Source organism: Microbacterium sp. MEC084, assembly GCF_004514465.2.
Classification (GTDB): Bacteria; Actinomycetota; Actinomycetes; order Actinomycetales; family Microbacteriaceae; genus Microbacterium.
In genome coordinates this window covers 1-17,773 of sequence record NZ_MYFP02000029.1, presented here as the reverse complement: position 1 = coordinate 17,773, position 17,773 = coordinate 1, and the positions used below count along the sequence as shown (strand labels likewise).

Here is a 17,773-nt window from a genome sequence, read left to right as displayed (position 1 = left end):
GGGCGACAACGCCGCGATGGAGTCGTTCTTCAGCCTGCTGCAGAAGAACGTCCTCGACCGCCGCGCCTGGGCCAACCGAGAACAGCTGCGCGTCGCGATCGTGACCTGGATCGAGCGGACCTACCACCGACGCCGCCGGCAAGCCCGTCTGGGCCGTTTGACGCCGATCGAGTTCGAGACCATCATGAACCAGAACCTGGCCCTCGCGGCCTAACCGAAACTGTCACCACTTCGTTCAGCAGACCCTCGGTTTCCATTTGATGGGTGCACTGTCGAGCGTACTCGGCTGGGGGTAGGTAGCCGAGCGAGGAGTGCCGGCGGTGGTGGTTGTACTCGTCCTTCCAGTCGCCGATGATGACCTGCGCGTGCAGCAGCGAGTAGAAGCTGTTGATGTTGAGGCACTCGTCGCGGATCCGGCTGTTGAACGACTCGACGTACCCGTTGCGCCACGGCGAGCCCGGAGGGATGTAGGACAGGCCGGTACGGGTGCCGGCCCAGTCGGCCATCGCCTCGCTGATGAACTCCGGCCCGTTGTCCGACCTGAGCACCGCCGGGGCGCCGCGCACGGCGACGAGGTCCTCGAGGTGAGCGGTGAGCCGGTCAGCGGTGATCGACCGTTCGGTGAGCCCGCCGAAGCACTCCCGAGTGTGCTCGTCGACGATGGAACAGATCTTGATCGGCCTGCCCTGTTCGTCGGCATCGAACTGAAAGTCCACCGCCCACACCACGTTCGGCGCGTCCGCTGTCGGCGCGTCGACGGTGACGCTTCCTGCTGTTCGACATGATCTGACCAGTCTCCCTGCCCGCGACTCCGGGCGCCAGGACGACCCTCAGAACCACCGGACCTACGAAACGGGGTCAGCCCAAGGTGACGGCGTTGGTCACCGGTCTGTCTTCGCGGAATCCATTGCCAGTGCATCAGCAGCCGAATACGGGGCACAATTGTCTTAGCTGCCGTGTCGTCGGCACCACTCAGGGGAGGAGCAAGGGACGTGGCGAAGGAGGGCCGGACGCACGGCGTGGATAGCGCTCGACGCGTGCTGCAGGTGCTTCTCCAGTTCACCGAGAAGCGGCCGACCTGGACGGTGGAGCGACTGGCTCAGAGCGTCGGCACCAGTTCCGCCAACACCTATCGCTACCTCGCCTTGCTCAAGGAGCTTTACCTCGTCGAGGAACACAGCCGCGGTGTGTACACCGTCTCGCCGCGCGTCTTCTCGCTCGGTCGGGCGGCGAGCTCTTCACTCGATATTGCCTCAATCGCGCGCCCCGCGCTCGAGGAGTTGACCGCCGAGACCGGGGAGACCTCCCTACTCGTGCGCCGTGTCGGTGATTCGGTGATCTGCATCGACTCCGTGGAGGCGGATCAGCAGGTGCGACTGTCGTTCGCCCCGGGCGCCCTGCTGCCCATGCATCGTGGCGCTAGCGCGAAGGTGCTGCTCGCGAGCCTCAGCCCAGAGAAGCGAAACACATACATTAGTCGCCTCGCCCCGGAGCTAACCTCGGGGCGACGCACCGAGTTCGAGTCCGAGCTGGCACGGATCAACGCCGACGGCTTCGCCGAGAGCTCGGCGGAGGTCGACGAAGACGTGTGGGCCGTCGCCGCCCCGGTGGTGTCCCACGGATCCGTCGTCGCCGCGATCTCCGTGGCGGCTCCGGGTTTCCGCGTCCTAGACGGTCAGCGCGACGAGATTCGCGACCGGGTGCGCGCGGTGGCGGCGATCGTCAGCGAGCGGATGCAACCCGTGCTGCTGTAATTTCTCTCACTCCTGCGTAACAGCCCTGGCCGTCTCCCGAGTGGGGCCCGTCGTGCAAATCCCGCGCGCCTGGCGGAGTGCGGTCCCTGCTTCCTGCGCGTGCCGCTGTCCCGCGCCGCCCGGAACTCCGACTGGTCCGAGTCAGCTCGCCCAGCGTGAGACTGCAGCGGCAACATTCAATTTACACATCAGAAATACTAGTTCGCACACTGTAAGAAATACTGGTCCCATGGAGGACAGTTCGAACAGCACTCCCGCCGCGCACGCTGGGCTCGTGACGGAGCGCAGGATCCAGACTTCGCGGCTCAACTTCCGCGTTAGGGAGGCTGGCAGCGGGAAACCCATGATCTTCATGCACGGGATCACGGCCAACGCCGCAGTGTGGGATCCGCTGCTCGCCGAGTTGGCCGATGAACACCATGTCATCGCGATCGATCAGCGCGGGCACGGCGGTACCGACCGACCCGCGGCGGAGGGCGACGCCTACGGCGCGGAGGCATTCGCCTCCGACGCCATCTCGCTCATCGAGACGGTGTCGGAGGGCCCAGCGGTGCTCGTCGGGCATTCTCTCGGCGCGCGGAACGCGGCCGTCGCCGGGTGGATGCGCCCCGACCTTGTACGCGCGGTCGTCGCGATCGACTACACGCCGCGCATCGAGGCCGAGGTCCTCGATGCGCTCGCGGCGCGCGTCGCCGCCGGCGACCGCACGTTCGCGAGCACGTCGGACATCATCGCCTACCTGCACGAGCGCTATCCGCTGATGCCGCAGGACGCGCTCGAGCGACGGGCGAAGCACGGATATCGCCCCGGCGCAGACGGCTTGCGCCCGCTTGCCGACGCGGCCGCCCTCGCCGCGACCGGCCAGGGCCTGCGCGAGAGCTTCGAGGACGCGTTCGTGGGCATCACGGTGCCGACGCTGCTGATCCGCGGCGCGGACAGCCGACTCGTCTCGCCGCAGGCGTGGGCGGCCGCGAAGGGGCTGCGACCGGATCTGCCTGCGATCGAGATCCCCGGCACCGACCACTACGTTCCCGAAGAGCATCCCTACGGAGTCGTCGCCGCGATCCGCGAGTTCCTGGCCGGCGTGGTATGACCGCGACGCTGACGCCGACGGTGCGTGCAGTCCGAGCCACCCCGAGGACGGCGCGCTTCGGGAAGGGACTCGCGGGCGCAGCCGCCGCCTGCCTGCTCTGGGAAACAGTGCGGGCAGTCGGCCTGATCAATCCGGATCATCTGCCCGACCTGGCGGACATCGCCTCGGCGTTAGGCACGGGCTTCACCTCGGGAGAGCTGCTCCCGGCGCTCGTCGCCACCCTGTGGGCCTGGTTCCTCGGTCTGTTCGTCGCCACCCTGGTCGGCGTCGGCGCCGGCATCGCGCTCGGGCTATCACGCGCGGCGGACATCGTCGTCCGCCCGATCGTCGAGTTCCTGCGACCCATTCCTTCTGTGGCCCTCATTCCCATCGCGCTGATGACCATCGGTCTGGGGCTTGACATGCAGGTCGCGCTCACGGCCTTCGCGAGCGTGTGGCCCGTCCTGTTCAGCGTCAAGGCAGGGGTGGAGGACACGGACCCGCGATATCTCGACACGGGGCGCGTCATCGGACTGCGCCGGAGCGAGGCGATCGTCCGGATCGTGCTGCCGAATGCACTGCCGTCACTGGCGACGGGTGTGCGCACGGCCGCCGCAATTGCGCTCGTCCTCGCGATCACGGTCGAGATGGTCACCGGTCAGCCCGGTCTGGGCGCCGTGCTGACGGACAACCGGCTCGCTGGCCGCAGCGCCGAGGTATGGGCAACGGTGTTCCTCACTGGCGTGCTCGGGTACGTCGTCAACGCCATCTTCCTTCTGATCGAGAAGCGGGTCTTCGCCTGGAGCAGTGAGCATCGTGGGTCGTAACGGGAAGACGCGGCTGCAGCTCGCCGCGCAGATCGGGCTGATCGCCGTCATTCTGGTGACCTGGCAGCTGGGGGCGGTCGCGAGCGGCAGCCCGGTGTTCCCCTCCTTCACCGAGGTGTTGCAGTCCTACCTCGGCATCCTCTTCGGTGAACGGCTACTCCTCGATGTGGCCCCAAGCGTTCTGCGCGCGGTCAGTGGATTCGCGATCGGAGTCACCGCGGGCGCGGTGGTCGGCATGACCATCGGCTACTCCCGGCCCCTCGAGCCGTGGCTGAGGCCGCTGCTCGAGTTCCTCCGGGCGATCCCCACCGTCGCGCTGCTTCCCCCGGCCCTGCTGCTACTCGGCGCGACCGACGAGATGCGCATCGCGCTCATCGCCTTCGGGTGCTTCTTCCCCGTCCTGTTGGCCGCGATCGACGGCACCCGGCGCGTCGACCCGCTCTATCTGGACACGTCGCGCGTGCTCCGACGCACACGCGCCGAGACGCTCTTCCAGGTCGTGCTGCCCTCCGCCCTCCCCGCGATTCTCGCGGGCATCCGCATCGCCCTCGGGATGGCGCTGATCCTGATGGTGATCTCGGAGCTGAGCGCCGCGAGCGACGGGCTCGGCTACTTCATCCTGCAGAGCCAGCGACTGTTCCGAACGGTGGATGTGTACGCGGGCACTCTCGTGATCGGCACGATCGGCGTGCTCTTCACCGCGGGCATTCTCGCTATCGAACGCCGCCTGTTGCGCTGGCACCGCGGGTGGCGGGGGAGCGCCGACGCATGACCGAACGAGAGAGGAACACGATGAACGACGCCGTGCCGGTGGTGTCCGTCGAGGACGTAACCAAGCAATACGCCGGAACGCCTGCCCCCGTGCTGCGGGGGATGAGCTTCGATCAGCAAGAGGGCGAGTTCCTCGCGCTGGTGGGGCCGAGCGGATGCGGGAAGACGACACTGCTGCGGAGCATCGCGGGCCTGCTCGCGGTGGACAGCGGCCGCGTCCTCCACCGCGGCGTAGAGGTGAGCGGCCCACCTGAGTGGCTGTCGATCGTGTTCCAGGACTACAGCCGCAGCCTCTTCCCCTGGCTGACGGTGCGCCAGAACGTCGAGTTCGGACTCAAGCACATGGTCAAGACCGAGCGCAGGACGGCGGCGCGCGACGCGCTCGAGTTGGTCGGGCTCGGTCACGCCCACGAGCTGTACCCGTGGCAACTCTCCGGGGGGATGCAGCAGCGTTGTGCGCTGGCCCGTTCGATCGCCGCTTCGCCCGGACTTCTTCTCCTCGACGAACCGTTCGCCTCCGTCGACGCCCAGACGCGCATCGACCTACAGGACATGGTCCTGCGGATCAAGAAGGAACTAAAGCTGTCGATGCTTCTCGTCACGCACGACGTCGACGAGGCGGTCTACATGGCGGACAGGATCGTCGTGCTGTCGACGAGGCCTTCGTGCGCCGTCGAGGAGATTACCGTCCCGCTCTCGCACCCGAGGGATCAGTTGGCGACCAAGGAGTCGCCCGAGTTCCTCGAGCTGCGGCATCACGTCTTCACGTCCGTACGGCGCGAAGCGAAGTCCCCTGCACCATCCGCAATCGAGGGCTGAAAGCCCGATAGGAGAGAAGATCATGCGAAACGCGCATCGAACCACACTCGCAGCCCTCGCCGCGACGGTGACCGCGCTCGTCCTGGCCGGGTGCTCCGGCACCGACACGCCGTCCACAGCGGACTCCGGCCCTGACAGCGAGCCCGTCTCGCTCAAGGTGGGCTACATCCCGGCCAGCGTCTACGCCTACTTCTGGCAGGCGCAGGACGCGGGCTACTTTGAGGATGCGGGCCTCGAGGTCGAGCTCGTGCCGATGAGCGGCGGCGGCGAGATCATCCCTGCCCTGCAGTCCGGGAGCGTGCAGTTCGGCATCTCCGACGCCATGGGAGTCATCAACGCCGTGAACAACGGCATCGGCATCGAGTACGTGACGTTCAACGCGTCGCAGACTGAGGAGAGCCCGATCCACTCGGTCGTTGTGAAGGACCCGTCGATCACCAGCGCCGCCGACCTCAACGGCAAGACGGTCGCCACCAACGCCAGCTTCAACACCGACTGGACCATGATGCGCGCCTGGCTGCGCCAGGGCGGCGCTGACCTCGATAGCATCACGTTCCTCGAGCTGCCGTTCCCAGACCAGCTCGCCGCGCTGGATGCGGGAACGATCGACGCGGCCGGGATGCTCGAACCGTTCGTGACCTCTAGCCGAGGAGCCGGGCTCGAGGTGATCGGCGACTTCTTCACCGAGGTCCAGAGTCCCAGCGTCCTCTCGGGCGTCGCAGCCACGAACGAGTACGTCGAGCAGAACCCGGACGTCGTCGAGCGCTTCGTAGAGGCCGTCGAGAAGGCGGTCGACGACTTCAACGCCGACCCGCAGGTCGCCCGAGACCGCATCGCCGAGAACACCGAGATCGACCCCGCGCTCGTGGCCGAGATGAACCTCCCGGTGTGGTCGAACGACACCGACCCGTCCCAGATGCAGTTCTGGATCGACGCCGCCGAGGAGGAAGGCATCGTCGAGACCGATCTCGACCCGACCAGCCTCATCTGGACGCGCTGACCGGACACGACTCTGCGTGGCCGACAGCCGCGTGAGCACCACGACAAGGAGACACGACTTTGAGTACCACCAGACATGCCGAGATCGCAGGCGCCGGGTTCGCCGGCCTGACTGCGGCGATCGCTCTGCGCCAGCGGGGCTGGACGGTGCGCGTCCATGAGCGCGGGGAGGAGCTTCGTGCGCTCGGCGCAGGCATCTTCCTGTGGCACAACAGCCTCCAGGTCCTGCGCGATCTCGGCGCCTACGACCGCGTCCGCGACGGCGCACACCGCCCGCCCTTCTACGAGACGCGAATCCACAACGCGACGGCATCGAAGGAGACGTTCTTCGGCACCGAGTACCTCACGATGACACGGGAGCATCTGCACCGCGGCCTCGCGGACGCAGCCGTCGAGGCGGGCGTCGAGATCGTGACGGGCTCTCAGGTGGTCGGCGCTGATGCCGAGGGGGCCCTGACGCTTGAGAGCGGCGAGACGCTGCAGGCCGATCTCATCGTGGGCGCGGATGGTGTGCGATCGAAAGTCCGCGACTCGCTGGGTTTCGCGTACGAGCGCACCTCGTCGCGCGACGGCATCGCCCGGGTGCTCATCCCGCGCGACCGCGAGTACGTCGGCGGCGACTGGGACAACGTGATCGACATGTGGAACTTTGCCCCGCGTGTCATGCGGGTGCTTTATGTGCCGTGCAACGACGACTGGCTCTATCTCGGCCTCATGGCCCCCAATGAGGACGAGGAGGCGGCCCGGGTGCCGATCGACCTGCGCACGTGGGTGGACATGTTCCCGTTCCTTGAGCGCGCTCTGCAGCGCGTCGCCGAGTTGCCCAGCGCGCGCCGGGACACCTATGAGACCCGCGTTCTCGACAGCTGGGTACGTGGCCGGGTCGCGCTCATTGGCGACGCGGCGCACGCGATGTGCCCCGCCCTCGCACAGGGCGCGGGGTGCGGTATGGTCAACGGCTACACACTGGCCGCCTCGGTCAATGGAGGCGACGTGCGGCAGTCTCTGGCCGAGTGGGAGAGCGGATTCCGCGGCTACACCGATCGGTGCCAGACGCGCTCGGCGTGGTTCGCAGAGACGCGCAGCATGTCGCGCGGCAACCAGTTCACGCCCGAGATGCTGGAGACCGCCGCCTTCGACCCGACGCTCGCGGTCGCGAGCGGGGTGACGCGGTGAGCGCCGCCGTCGACCTCGTGCACGCCGCATATCAGGTGCGTGGCTGGTACGACGTCGTCCAAGAGGTGGAGCACGAGCGCGGGCCCGCCCCGGCTCGGACCCTGATCAAGGCCGCGAGCGCGGTCGTGATCGCTAATCCGTTCGCGGGACGGTGGGAACCCGAGCTCTCGCCGCTGGTAGAGCCGAGCGCGGCGTTGGGAACAGCCCTCGGCGAGCGCGCCAGGCGTCTCCTTGGTGGGCGGCCGGTCGAGGGCTACGGCAAAGGAGGGATCGCCGGTCTCGCCGGCGAACAGGAGCACGTCGTGGCATGCATCACCACGGTCTTCGGCGACGCGTTCCGGGCCGAAGTGGGCGGGGGCAGCGCGTGGATCTCGTCCGCCTCCAAGACCGCCGCCGCGGGGACCCCGCTCGACATCCCGCTCGCCTACAAGGACGAGGTCTACGTGCGCTCGCATTACGACGCGATCACCATCGCGGCTCCCGACGGCCCGAGGCCGGACGAGCTGCTGATCTGCGTCGCCGTCTCGACTGGCGGCCGCGTCCACGCCCGCGTGGGCGGATTGACGGTCGCCGACGTGGTCGGCCAAACGACCTCGGCCGGTTGAAGAAAGGACATCCATGCCGCTGAACATCAAGGACCTCACTGTCAGCAGCCCCGACATCGCTCCCCTGGGGCCCATCGACCCCAGGTTCACCCTGGAAGATGGCAACCAGGTGCCGCGCATCTCCATCACGGGAGTCCCCGAGGGCACGGTCGAAGTGGCGCTGATCTGCCATGACCCGGATGCGCCGCTCCCGAACGGGTTCACCCACTGGGTCCTGTACGGCCTGCCGGCCCACGATGTGGAACTCGGACCGGACGCGGACGCCGTCTACCGGCCCGGCCCCAACGGTGCCGGGCTCACGCGGTGGGCGGGGCCGCAGCCACCCGCCCGGCACGGGCTCCATCACTACTACTTCTGGGCCTATGCCCTGGACACGGTCGTGGAGGGCACCCCCAACCGGGAGGAATTTCTTGCCACGTACGGCGAGAACGTGATCGAGCAGAACCGCCTCGTGGGCGTGTTCTCAAACGAGGGCTGACCGCCGTACTACCTCGGGAGGCGGTCTCTGGGCTACCTCCCGAGGCACGTCCGTCGGCCAGTTTGTCAGCATCAAGCGCACCTCCAACGGCGAGTTCGACCTGACCCTCTCCGTACTCGCGCGGGGCCAACTTCGAGGTTTGACGGTAAGTCGCTCAGTGCATCTCAAGCTAGCTGCTCGCGGTTCGGCATCCCCGTTATGCGAGCGGCGGATGCCTTCAGGTTCGGGCACCGAGCATCACTACAGCGCTCTCTTTAGCTTCACAACGCGCGACGTCCTCGCTAGTGAAGCACTCCAGACTCTTAGCGTCGCGTTACCGCCGGACATGACGAAACCCCCGCGATCCCAGTGTTTCCAAGGGTTCTGCGGGGGTTTCGGATGGCGGTGACGGTGGGATTTGAACCCTGATCGGGGGTTTGACGCCGTAGGCCCTCGGAGCCGGGAACCGCGTGATCTCGCGGAAGTTGGGCACATCCCGGTACGTCTGCTCGGACACGCCGAGCTCCCGACACACCGCGGCGACATCCTGCCCGTCGGCGAGCATCCTGTCGGCCTGCCCGAGCTTACGGACGACCTGCTCCGGGGTGTGACGCTTCCTGCTGTTCGACATGATCTGACCAGTCTCCCTGCCCGCGACTCCGGGCGCCAGGACGACTCTCAGAACCACCGGACCTACGAAACGGGGTCAGCCCACCGGAAGCACCTGAATGGCCTGTGGGGCGTTGACGCTGACGCGCTTGCGGTCATCGAGTGGAATGAGGACGAGACGGCGGAGTGGATCGAAGACGCCAACCCTGTCCAACTGTTTCATGGGCGTACCGTCGAGCCTCAGCCTGCCGAGGAGCCAGCAGATCGGCAGGAACCGTTGCCGAACGGGGTGGATGGGATTCTCGAGCACATCGCGGCGATGGCGGCTGGCTACTCGTCGGGTTTGAAGTGGAATGAAGAAGACAAACTCAAAGCAGACATGATGAACAGGCCGGATCGCTGGGTGCCAATCACCGTCGAACAGGTGCGCGCCAAGTGCCGGGCACTCGGCATGCGGCCGGACGACGTTGACACCGTCGCGGGGTTCCTGCAGCGACGGAAGGAAGGCCGCCGCTTCAACGTACAGAGCTCGTACCGCACGTTCCGTTTCAACTGATCTGAGCCGCCCGGCTACTCCCCAACGACGACGCCTATCGCGACAAGAGCGTTCCGCTCCTGGAGCGCATGCACTCGCGATGGCGCACCGCATCATGGGGAAGGGGGGCTTCGCGACTGCTGAGCCTTCCGACGAGGAGTAGGTGCTGTTCATCACCGGCGCAACACTCGCCTGATCGTCGACTCGCTCACTCCGTACATCTCCATCAGCTCGCGACGGGTCGTCCCGCTGTCGAACAAGCGCCGAGCCTCAGCCTTCTGCTCCTCGCTGAGGGCTGCACGCTTCGCCTTGATGGTGAGGTCGAATCCAGCGCGGCGGAGGGTGTCTCGTACGGTGTTGCGGCGCACGTTGTAGCGCTCGGCAAGCTCGTACGTTGAGGCGCCAGCCTCGTAGTCCTCGATGAGGAGCTTGACGACAGAGCGATGCAGCGTGTTCTGCTGGGGGAGCGGGCGGTCGTTGATCTCTCGTGTCGACTCGCGTGCCGTGGCCAGGAGATCGGCCAATTCCGCAGTTCTCCGCCCTTGTTGGCAGTAGTTTCGTAGCACCCCGACCAAAAAGCCCTCATGAGAAGCCATTTTCATCAGGGCTTTGTCATGTCTTCCGACGGATTCTTGTTGGTCCCCTCTGGTCCCCTCGCCGCCGCATCGGTGCCTGCTCACGGACGTCGGAGACCGTATCTGGCTCTCTGGAGGTCGTTGCCTGTGGATAAGGCGACCAAAAGGGGACCAGAGCCGCCGTCGTGGCTCCCGGCTACCCGTCACAGTGACCTCGAGGCCTCGCGCCGGCCCGGTCTGCTGGCCTTGGCGCATCGGGGACTGTCTGAATAACGGTGTGTGGGGTCCGGCCTGATCCGAAAGGAGACGGCCGTGGCTGACACGACCGAGTTGTTGGAAGACGCGATGATCGATCCCGTGACGGGAGAGATCATCGATCAGAAAGACCTCGCCGAGCGGCTGCTCGCGCAAGCGAAGGAGCAGGGCATGAGCCTGGTCGGCCCTGGAGCGCTGCTGAACCAGCTCACGAAGAACGTCCTCGAGACGGCTTTGAACGCGGAGCTGACCGAGCACCTCGGCCACCCGCATGGCGGAACACCTGCCGGCACGAACATGCGCAACGACACCCGGACGAAGACGGTGCTCACCGAGATCGGTCCGGTCGAGATCGAGGTCCCGCGCGACCGAGACGGATCGTTCGAGCCGGTGATCGTCCCGAAGCGGAAGCGTCGCCTGGGCGGGATCGATCAGATCGTCCTATCGCTCAGCGCGCGCGGGCTCACGACCGGTGAGATCGCCGCTCACTTCGACGAGGTCGACGACGCGAAAGTGTCCAAGGGCAGGATCAGCCGGATCACCGAGAAGGTCGCCGGTGAGCTCGCGGAATGGTCGTGACGACCGCTGGATCCGATCTACCCGGTGATCTTCGTCGACGCGATCGTCGTCAAGGTCCGCGACGGGCAGGTCCGCAACACCCCGTTCTACGTCGTCATGGGCGTCACCGTGCACGGGGAACGCGACATCCTCGGGATCTGGGCCGGCGACGGCGCAGAGGGAGCCAGGTTCTGGCTGCAGGTGTTCACAGAGCTGAAGAACCGAGGCGTCGAGGACGTGTTCATCGCCGTCTGCGACGGGCTGAAGGGCCTCCCCGAAGCGATCAACACCACGTGGGAGCGGACCGTCGTGCAGCAGTGCATCGTGCACCTGATCCGCAACAGCTTCCGCTACGCCGGCCGGCAACACCGCAACGCGATCGTGAAAGCCCTCCGGCCCGTTTACACGGCACCCAGCGTGACTGCGGCGAGGGACCGGTTCGCCGAGTTCGCGGCCGAGTGGGGCGGCAGGTATCCGGCGATCGTGCAGCTGTGGGAGAACGCGTGGGCCGAGTTCGTGCCATTCCTCGAGTACGACGTCGAGATCCGGAAGGTGAAACGAGGCCGCGGCGCTGAAATGCCTCTACCTCGTGACCCGGTCACTTGACCCCACCGGCGGCGGCAGGGCACGCTGGGCGATCAGGTGGAAGCCCGTGCTCAACGCGTTCGCGATTACCTTCGCGGGACGGTTCGACAGAAGCAATCACTGAAAACCGTCGGGCCTCACACACCGTTGATCGGACAGTCCGGCAGGCTCCGAAAACTTTCTCTGAAGGTGGGAATAAAACGGCATGCTCGGATGTTCACCGCAAGTGAACTTGATTCGGGGTGACTCACTGCGTGAGAGGAGAGTGATGATGCTGTTCGATACGTTCAAGGAGCTGGACCGGATCAGCTCGGCGTTCTTCTCCGGGCTCCCGGAGTCTGCGCTGAGTTCGGCGCCGGTGAATCTTTACCGCGAGGACGACCGCTATGTGGTGGAGGCAGATCTTCCGGGGTTCGATCCGTCGTCGATCGATGTGTCGGCCGAGCCGGGGCTGCTGACCATCCGCGCGGATCGCGACACCTCCCGTGAGGATCACGGTGAGCGCTGGCTGGTCCGCGAGCGCAGTTCCGCGCGTGTGGTGCGACAGCTTGCGCTGGGCGACGAGGTGGATCTGGACGCGATCGCGGCCGACTACCGGGACGGAGTCCTGAAGATCACGCTGCCGGTAAGGGCTGACGCGCTCCCGCGCAAGGTCGCGGTCGCCGTGGGCTCGTCCGCTCCCGCTCAGCAGGCGATCGAGTCGGCCGGCGCGGCGGAGGATGTCGCGGGCCCAAAAGCCGTACCCGCGCATTCGGTCGCTTCCTGACCCGGTGGCTGCCTGGGGCCCGGAGGGGCCCCGGGCGCCGGATGCGCGGGAATGTCAACGTTCGCGTTGTCCGCTCCCGGCGAGTGGGGGTGGCGTGATGGATGCCTTCGAGCTGCTGGATTCGACAACGGCCATCGAATCCGCGCTCGTCTCGGAGGACGCGGACGACCTGGCCACCGTTCGAGATCTCTACCGCAGCGCACCCCCGATGGACGGGCCGCGGGTGACCACGGGCCTGGAGCCGGGGACACCGGCACCGGATTTCGCGCTCCCGGCCGCGGACGGCACCATCGTGCGGCTCTCGGAACTGCGCGGCTCGCCCGTGGCGGTGGTGTTCTACCCGCTGGACTGGAGCCCCGGGTGCAGCGTGCAGCTGGAGCTGTATGAGCAGGAGTATGACGAATTCGCGTCGCGCGGCATCCAGCTGCTCGGCATCTCGGTGGACTCGATCTACAGCCACGGCGCGTGGGCGGCGGTGCGCGGCATCCGCTACCCGCTGCTGAGCGACTTCCAGCCGCGGGGCGAGACGGCCCGCGCGTACAACGTGTGGCGCGATGCCGACGGGCACAGCGAACGCGCCGTCTACTTGATCGACGCTGACGGGGTCATCCGCTGGGCTCACGTGTCCGAGCGGCTGAAGGAGCTGCCCGACTTCGACGAGCTCGTGGCCGCTCTCGACCTCGTCGCGGACCGGCAGCACGACGACAAGGAGGTGCAGTGATGACCATCTGGGACATCACCCCCGCCCGCACGATGGTCGCGCCGCGGATGCGCACGGTGCCGGTGGCGATCTACGGCCACCGATGGTGCGGGATCACTCAGCTCATCCGGCGGGCACTGGATCGGGCGGGTATCGGCTACGACTACGTCGACCTCGACGAGCACCCCTCCGTGTACTCCCGTCTGGAAGCGCTGACCGGCGGGCGGCTCCGCACGCCGGTCGTGCACATCGACGGGGAGTGGCTCATGGAGCCCAGCCTCCGTCAGGTGCAGGCCGTGCTCGCCCGGCACGGAGTACGGCTGTGAACGTGGTGACCTGCCCGGGGTGCGCGGCGAAGAACCGCGTGCCCCAGGCACGTGCGGGCAAGGTGCGCTGTGCGAAATGCCATGCCGACCTGCCCTGGCTCGTGGAAGCCGACGACAACTCCTTCGACACGGTCGTCGCCGAGGCGACTCTGCCGGTGCTCGTGGACGTGTGGGCACCCTGGTGTGGACCCTGCCGGCAGATCGCCCCGGTCGTCGACGGGCTCTCCCGCGAGTTCGCCGGACGCCTCAAAGTCGCCAAGGTCAACGCGGACACGTCCCCGCGCGTCTCCCAGCGCCACGGAGTGTCCTCGATCCCCACCCTCCTGCTCTACCGCGACGGGAAAGAAATAGACCGGATGATTGGCGCTGTCCCCGCCCCGCAACTGCGCGCCTGGGTCGAACGCACACTCACCACCTGAGGCTGATGCAGCGCCGTCCGAAGTTGAGTCACATCGGCTCAACGTTCGGGAATGTGGGCTGATCCGTACGTGTTGTCAGTGGTGAGCGTGGGGCGCGCCGCCCACTCGAACACATCGACGGACATGAGGAAGAGGGGAACAGGGAGGTAATTCAGCGATGCGCCGCTACTACAACGGACTGAAGACAGCCGTGCTGCTCGGTCTGCTGACCGGCCTGATCCTGGCAGTCGGTTACGGGCTCGGTGGCAGCACTGGCCTCCTCGTGGCGACGGTGCTGTCCCTGGTGATGAACGGTGTGGCCTACTTCGCCTCGGACCGGATCGCGCTGGCCGCCATGGCCGCCGAGCCGATCACTGAGCGCGAAGCGCCGCAGCTGTACGCGATGGTGCGCGAATTGGCAGCTGCCGCAGGGCAGCCGATGCCCCGGCTGTACGTGAGTCGGATGCCGCAGCCAAATGCGTTCGCCACCGGCCGCAACCCCGAGAACGCCGCAGTGTGCGTCACCGAGGGTATTCTGCGGATTCTGAGCCCGCGGGAGCTGCGTGCGGTGCTGGCCCATGAGCTGTCCCACGTCGGCAACCGGGACATCCTGATCTCCAGTGTCGCCGCCGCGTTGGCCGGCATCCTCACCTCGCTGGCCAACCTCGCCCTGCTGCTGCCCTTCGGCTCCGACGAGGAGGACGCGCCAAACCCGCTGGCCGCGCTGCTGATGCTGCTGCTGGCGCCTATCGCCGCGGGGCTGATCCAGCTCGCGATCAGTCGCAGCCGCGAGTACCAGGCCGACGCCGACGGCGCCCACCTGTCGGGCGACCCGCTCGCCCTGGCCAGCGCCCTGGAGAAGATCGAACACGGCACCCAGGCGATGCCCATGGCGCCGAATGGCTCATCCGCCGCTCAGGCCCACCTCATGATCGCCAACCCGCTGGCCGGTGGCGGCGTGGCTGCGCTGTTCCGCACCCACCCGCCCACCAGCGACCGGGTCCGGCGGCTCCGCGAACTCGCCGGACATCACAGCCGCCGGACGGCGGCGGCGTCGCCGGCGCGGATCTCCCACCTCATGAGGTGACACCAGCAGACCCGCTTCTCAGACACCATGACCCGGCGCCCCCGGTCAGCCCCCAGTCGGCGGAGGCAAGTATTCAAGGCGTTCGAAGTGGAGTCCGGGCGTGAAGCAGGAACTGGGGGACCAAAGTGTCGTCAAACTGCTTGCGGTGATTCGCTTCAGTGTGTGGAGAGCCCGAGAAAACGCAGCGCCCATTCCGACGCGGGTGTCTTCTTCCATAGGGAGCCTGACCCGCTTTTCCGGACACCTGAGTTGAGGCGATGATCGTCTCGGAAGGAGTCCGTGTAATGCCTGCTGCTCACCCGCCGGAGTTCCGGCGTCATGCCCTTGACCTCGTTGCGCAGGGAAACCCCGTCGGCCAGACGGCTCGTGATCTTGGGATCAGCGAGTCGTGTCTGCGGAACTGGATGAACCGTGACGCGGTCGACTCCGGCCGCAAGGCCGGCGTCACCACTGACGAGCACAAGGAGTTGGTCGAGTTGCGTCGCCGCAACCGTGTGCTGGAGATGGAGATCGAGATCCTCAAGCGTGCGTCGGCGTACTTCGCGCGGGAGAACGTGCTCCCAAAATAGGGTTCCGGCTGGTCCAGGAGCTCGCCGCGGACGGGATCCCCGTCGCGGTGGCCTGCCGGTTCCTGAACGTCTCGACCTCCGGTTACTACGAGTGGGTGAACCGGCCACCGTCGCCGTGAGCGGTCGCGGATGCGGCGTTGACGACGACGATCCGACGCATCCACGCCGACTCCCGCGAGACTTATGGCGCTCCGCGCGTGCTCGCCGAGCTGCGCCTCGGGCTCGGCGTTCACGTCGGCCGCAAGCGCGTCGCCCGGTTGATGCGACTGGACGGTCTGGTCGGGGTCTCGCACCGTCGGAAGCGGCGCGGCTGGAAGCCTGACACGGCGACGCACGAGGATCTCGTGAAGCGGCAGTTCCGCGCAGACGCGCCGAACCGGCTCTGGTTCTGCGACATCACGCAGCACCGCGCGAAGGACGGATGGGTCTACTGCGCCGCCGTCATTGACGCGTTCAGCCGCCGCGTCGTCGGCTGGTCGATCTCCGATCGGATCACAGCCGAGATCGTCGTCGACGCGCTTGAGATGGTCCGTTGGAGGCGACGCCCAGAACCCGGAACCGTGGTGCATGCCGACCGCGGAGCGCAATACACCTCATGGCTCTTCGGCCACCGGCTCCGCCAAGCAGGGTTGCTCGGATCGATGGGGAGAGTCGCTTCCAGCGTCGATAACGCGCTCATCGAGTCGTTCTGGTCGACGATGCAACGCGAGCTGCTCGACCGCTCGACATGGGCATCGAGGGCCGAGCTGTCGTCGGCGATGTTCGAGTGGATCGAGGGCTTCTACAACCCCACCCGGCGACACACCGCGCTTGGCAACCTCAGCCCCGTGGAGTTCGAACGACTTCACATCCCCGCCGCGAAAGCGGCATGATCAACACACAAGAACCGTTCGGGAAACCGGGTCAGGCTCCGGGGCACGTCGCATGGCCTGTGCTGCGGGCGTGTCGAGTGGGTCGTCCAGGGGCGACGCAGAAGCGTCGACGCGACGTGCTGAGAGGTGGTTCCAGTCGAGCACTGGCACACCGGCTACAGGCATGGCGATAGGTCAGGAACGGCGTCGCTCCCTGCGCAGGAGGGAGCGCAGAGTCTCGGCGTTCGCGTAGCCGACCCGTAGCGCGATCTCGGCGGAGGTGAGGTCCGTGGTTGCTGAGAGGTGCCGAGCTCGTTCGATGCGAAGCCGTTGGGCGAAGCCGAGCGGAGTGAGGTTGAGCGCCGCACGGACTCGTCGTTCGAGGGTGCGCCGGCTGGTGCCGAGCGACTGCGCGACGGAGGCGACGTTGAACGGTTCGTCCAGTCGGGCGCGCACGAAGCGTTCGAACTCGACGACGATCGGGTCCTCGTGCCGGAGATGTTCGTAGGCGACGAAGGCCGCCTGCGACGGGCGCTCGTCGATGAGGAGGAGCTTTGCGACATGTTGGGCCAGGTCGGGGCTGATCGATCGCACGAGTGAGAGCGCGAGGTCGATGTGGGCGAAGGCGGCGCCGGCGGTGACGAGGTTCCCGTCGGCCACGACCATGGTGTCGAGATCGAGGGCGACGGTCGGATAGCGCTTCAGGAACTCCGGCCCCAGGAACCAGCTGGTCGTCGCCCGTCGATGATGCATCCGTCCGGTCTCGGCGACGGCGAACACGCCGGTGCACGCCGCGGCGATCCGGGTGGTCGCCTCGTCGAGGCGCCCGAGCGAGGCGATGACCGAACGAGCATCTCGGCTCTGGAGGGCGTCGTTGGTAGCGGCGGCCGTAAGGGTTCCAAGCGCAGGGACGACGACCACGTCGAACTCTCCGGACTCCGACAGCGGGTGGTCCACCGTCAGGGTCATCGATGCCGTCGTGGTCACTCGCCGCTTCGGTCCGAGGATGGCGAGTTCGATCGGGTCGATCCGCGGGTCGACATCGCCGCGGGCTCCGTCGGCCACCCGCACGATGTCGATGATCGACGCGATAGCCGAACCGAAGCAGCCGTCGATCGCGATCAGTCCGATACGCATGACGTAAACAATAGCAATACTGCCGTATACGCCACTCCCCACCGGCCCTCGCTCGTCATACGCTGAACTCGCTTCACCAAGAAACCTCGACACCTAGGGCGTGTCTGACAAAGCCTTGGTCCAGGCGATGACGGCGTTGAGGACGACCGCGGCGCGGTAGATCACGGCGTGCTTGTCGTACCGGGTTGCGAGGCCTCGCCATTGTTTGATGTGGCAGTAGCGGCGTTCGATGACGTTCCGGTTCTTGTAGTCGGCGACGTCGAGCCCGACAGGTCTGCCGCCGCGGGATCCGCGGCGCTTGCGGTGGCCTTTCTGGTCGTCGGGCTCGGGGATCACCGCCTT

General features: G+C 66.9%; 20 protein-coding genes and 4 pseudogenes. 19 read left to right on the top strand and 5 right to left on the bottom strand.

The genetic code is table 11. The features are described from left to right. On the top strand, positions 1-214 hold a 214-nt coding region (locus B5M43_RS14170; protein WP_230668212.1), incomplete at its 5' end, for an IS3 family transposase. On the opposite strand, the pseudogene B5M43_RS14165 reads toward B5M43_RS14170, so the two are convergent. Then, positions 183-770: pseudogene (locus tag B5M43_RS14165) on the bottom strand (integrase core domain-containing protein); the annotation flags it as partial. The gene B5M43_RS14170 and the pseudogene B5M43_RS14165 sit on opposite strands and share 32 nt — an antisense overlap. A gap of 222 nt (positions 771-992) precedes the next feature. On the opposite strand from B5M43_RS14165, the gene B5M43_RS15405 reads away from it, so the two are divergent. The 9 genes from B5M43_RS15405 to B5M43_RS14120 all read left to right on the top strand — a co-directional run bounded on the left by B5M43_RS15405 (position 993) and on the right by B5M43_RS14120 (position 8,501). Then, complete coding sequence (locus B5M43_RS15405) at positions 993-1,754, top strand: IclR family transcriptional regulator (RefSeq protein WP_134746784.1); 762 nt, start codon at positions 993-995, stop codon at positions 1,752-1,754. A 343-nt stretch (positions 1,755-2,097) separates the two neighbouring features. Continuing rightward, on the top strand, positions 2,098-2,847 hold the full coding sequence (locus B5M43_RS14155; RefSeq protein ID WP_205829535.1) for an alpha/beta fold hydrolase: 750 nt from the start codon (positions 2,098-2,100) through the stop codon (positions 2,845-2,847). Further along, entirely contained in the window at positions 2,844-3,653 is an 810-nt protein-coding gene (locus B5M43_RS14150) for an ABC transporter permease (RefSeq protein ID WP_134746788.1), read from the top strand. Before B5M43_RS14155 ends, B5M43_RS14150 begins: the two co-directional genes overlap by 4 nt. Beyond that, entirely contained in the window at positions 3,634-4,425 is a 792-nt protein-coding gene (locus B5M43_RS14145) for an ABC transporter permease (protein ID WP_134746791.1), read from the top strand. The genes B5M43_RS14150 and B5M43_RS14145 overlap by 20 nt, the downstream gene beginning before the upstream one ends. 20 nt (positions 4,426-4,445) lie before the next feature. Next, complete coding sequence (locus B5M43_RS14140) at positions 4,446-5,243, top strand: ABC transporter ATP-binding protein (protein ID WP_134746793.1); 798 nt, start codon at positions 4,446-4,448, stop codon at positions 5,241-5,243. 22 nt (positions 5,244-5,265) lie between these two features. After that, a complete protein-coding gene (locus B5M43_RS14135; RefSeq protein WP_134746795.1) occupies positions 5,266-6,243 on the top strand; it encodes an ABC transporter substrate-binding protein in 978 nt (325 codons plus the stop codon). 59 nt (positions 6,244-6,302) lie between these two features. Then, positions 6,303-7,418: an NAD(P)/FAD-dependent oxidoreductase gene (locus B5M43_RS14130; RefSeq protein ID WP_205829536.1), complete on the top strand. Its 1,116-nt coding sequence runs from the start codon at positions 6,303-6,305 to the stop codon at positions 7,416-7,418. Next, a complete protein-coding gene (locus B5M43_RS14125) occupies positions 7,415-8,023 on the top strand; it encodes an amino acid synthesis family protein (RefSeq protein WP_134746797.1) in 609 nt (202 codons plus the stop codon). Before B5M43_RS14130 ends, B5M43_RS14125 begins: the two co-directional genes overlap by 4 nt. A 13-nt stretch (positions 8,024-8,036) precedes the next feature. Next, a complete protein-coding gene (locus B5M43_RS14120; RefSeq protein ID WP_134746799.1) occupies positions 8,037-8,501 on the top strand; it encodes a YbhB/YbcL family Raf kinase inhibitor-like protein in 465 nt (154 codons plus the stop codon). Positions 8,502-8,979: 478 nt separating this feature from the next. Here the strand turns inward: B5M43_RS14120 and B5M43_RS14115 are convergent. Next, positions 8,980-9,111 (bottom strand): annotated as a pseudogene (locus B5M43_RS14115) (IS3 family transposase); the annotation flags it as partial. Here B5M43_RS14115 and B5M43_RS14110 point away from each other — a divergent pair. Beyond that, entirely contained in the window at positions 9,088-9,645 is a 558-nt protein-coding gene (locus tag B5M43_RS14110; protein ID WP_205829537.1) for a hypothetical protein, read from the top strand. The pseudogene B5M43_RS14115 and the gene B5M43_RS14110 overlap by 24 nt on opposite strands. Before the next feature lie 152 nt (positions 9,646-9,797). On the opposite strand, the gene B5M43_RS14105 is transcribed toward B5M43_RS14110, so the two are convergent. After that, entirely contained in the window at positions 9,798-10,148 is a 351-nt protein-coding gene (locus B5M43_RS14105; RefSeq protein WP_134746801.1) for a helix-turn-helix domain-containing protein, read from the bottom strand. 396 nt (positions 10,149-10,544) lie between these two features. Here B5M43_RS14105 and B5M43_RS14100 point away from each other — a divergent pair. The 8 genes and pseudogenes from B5M43_RS14100 to B5M43_RS14065 all read left to right on the top strand — a co-directional run bounded on the left by B5M43_RS14100 (position 10,545) and on the right by B5M43_RS14065 (position 16,315). Continuing rightward, a pseudogene (locus B5M43_RS14100) lies at positions 10,545-11,721 on the top strand (IS256 family transposase). 144 nt (positions 11,722-11,865) lie between these two features. Beyond that, positions 11,866-12,363 (top strand): Hsp20/alpha crystallin family protein, encoded by a 498-nt coding sequence (locus B5M43_RS14095; protein ID WP_167626815.1) that lies wholly within the window; start codon positions 11,866-11,868, stop codon positions 12,361-12,363. A gap of 97 nt (positions 12,364-12,460) precedes the next feature. Next, the gene (locus tag B5M43_RS14090) at positions 12,461-13,084 is read left to right on the top strand and encodes a redoxin domain-containing protein (protein ID WP_205829538.1); all 624 of its coding nucleotides are present in this window, start codon (positions 12,461-12,463) and stop codon (positions 13,082-13,084) included. After that, complete coding sequence (locus B5M43_RS14085) at positions 13,084-13,389, top strand: glutaredoxin domain-containing protein (RefSeq protein ID WP_205829539.1); 306 nt, start codon at positions 13,084-13,086, stop codon at positions 13,387-13,389. Before B5M43_RS14090 ends, B5M43_RS14085 begins: the two co-directional genes overlap by 1 nt. Beyond that, complete coding sequence (gene trxA, locus B5M43_RS14080) at positions 13,386-13,808, top strand: thioredoxin (RefSeq protein WP_134746805.1); 423 nt, start codon at positions 13,386-13,388, stop codon at positions 13,806-13,808. The genes B5M43_RS14085 and trxA overlap by 4 nt, the downstream gene beginning before the upstream one ends. Positions 13,809-13,965: 157 nt before the next feature. After that, positions 13,966-14,874 (top strand): M48 family metalloprotease, encoded by a 909-nt coding sequence (locus tag B5M43_RS14075; protein ID WP_134746807.1) that lies wholly within the window; start codon positions 13,966-13,968, stop codon positions 14,872-14,874. 284 nt (positions 14,875-15,158) lie between these two features. Beyond that, a complete protein-coding gene (locus B5M43_RS14070) occupies positions 15,159-15,443 on the top strand; it encodes a transposase (RefSeq protein WP_167626816.1) in 285 nt (94 codons plus the stop codon). A gap of 137 nt (positions 15,444-15,580) precedes the next feature. Next, the gene (locus B5M43_RS14065; protein WP_134746811.1) at positions 15,581-16,315 is read left to right on the top strand and encodes an IS3 family transposase; all 735 of its coding nucleotides are present in this window, start codon (positions 15,581-15,583) and stop codon (positions 16,313-16,315) included. A gap of 174 nt (positions 16,316-16,489) precedes the next feature. On the opposite strand, the gene B5M43_RS14060 is transcribed toward B5M43_RS14065, so the two are convergent. Then, positions 16,490-17,431, bottom strand: coding sequence for a GlxA family transcriptional regulator (locus tag B5M43_RS14060; protein WP_055990901.1), 942 nt, complete (start codon positions 17,429-17,431; stop codon positions 16,490-16,492). A 93-nt stretch (positions 17,432-17,524) separates the two neighbouring features. Continuing rightward, positions 17,525-17,773: pseudogene (locus B5M43_RS14055) on the bottom strand (IS5/IS1182 family transposase); the annotation flags it as partial.